The organism is uncultured Tateyamaria sp., from assembly GCF_947503705.1.
In the GTDB taxonomy this organism is placed as follows: domain Bacteria; phylum Pseudomonadota; class Alphaproteobacteria; order Rhodobacterales; family Rhodobacteraceae; genus Tateyamaria.
In genome coordinates this window covers 1-964 of sequence record NZ_CANNES010000026.1, presented here as the reverse complement: position 1 = coordinate 964, position 964 = coordinate 1, and the positions used below count along the sequence as shown (strand labels likewise).

Below are 964 nucleotides of genomic sequence, written 5' to 3'. Positions count from 1 at the left end.
CCCATTCCTGGATCAGCTGCCGCTCTTGGCGTCGGCCAGCGTCTGGGCCACCAGATCATAAAGCTCCTGACCCGGCAGGCCCTGGCTTTCCATGTCCGCAATCCACGCGTCGCGGATCGGATCAGCCGCCTTGGCCCGGAACTCGGCGATCACGTCTGCGCTGATCTCGACCTTGGTCACGCCCTTTTCTTCCAGCACGCTGTCCCAGCGCTCCAGCAGTTCGGCATAATTGGCCAGATAGTGGTCAATCGCCTCGGGCACCGAGCTGTCCAGCGCCGCCTTGTGGTCGTCGGGCAGGCTGTCATAGGCGTCGATGTTCACCACCACAGGGCAGTTCACCGTGCCGGGGTTCAGGTTCGCCGTCCACCAGTCCGCCTGGTTGATCGTGCCAAAGGACAGGTGCGCGTGCTGGGCAAAGGCCACCGTGTCGACCACACCCGATTCCATCGCCTGATAGGCCTCGGTCGCCGTCACGGATGTGGGCACACCGCCCACGGCGGAAAACGCATTGCCGATCCCGCCCGTGGCCCGCACCCGCATGCCTTCAAAATCGGCCAGATCATCGCGCGGATCGCCGGTGCCCACCAGGTTGTACTGGGGCATGGGCGAAGTCATCAGCAGCTTGGCATTCCACTGCGCCATCTCTTCGGTGGCCGCCGGATGCGCATAAACGGCCGCCGACACGGCAACCTCCTGCTCCAGGTTCTCAACGCCCAGGAAGGGCAACTCAAGCACCGTGATCACCCGGTTCTTGTCCCGGTGATAACCCGCACAAAACTGCGCCATCTCAAAGGCCCCGATGGAAATCCCATCCAGGTTCTCACGGTTCTTCGACAAACCACCATAGCTGATGTTCAGAGTGAACTCCCCACCCGTCTTCGCAGACACCAACTCCGCCAACTTCTCAACATGCTCCGTAAAAGCACGACGCTTACCCCAAACAGAAACATTCCACTCAGTGGCC

The 964-nt window shown here is 61.7% G+C and carries 1 protein-coding gene; it reads right to left on the bottom strand.

What is annotated here, in order from left to right; translation table 11 throughout:
* Positions 1–12: 12 nt before the first annotated feature.
* The coding region (locus Q1A44_RS21835; protein WP_299629549.1) for a C4-dicarboxylate TRAP transporter substrate-binding protein at positions 13–964 on the bottom strand (952 nt) is incomplete at its 5' end.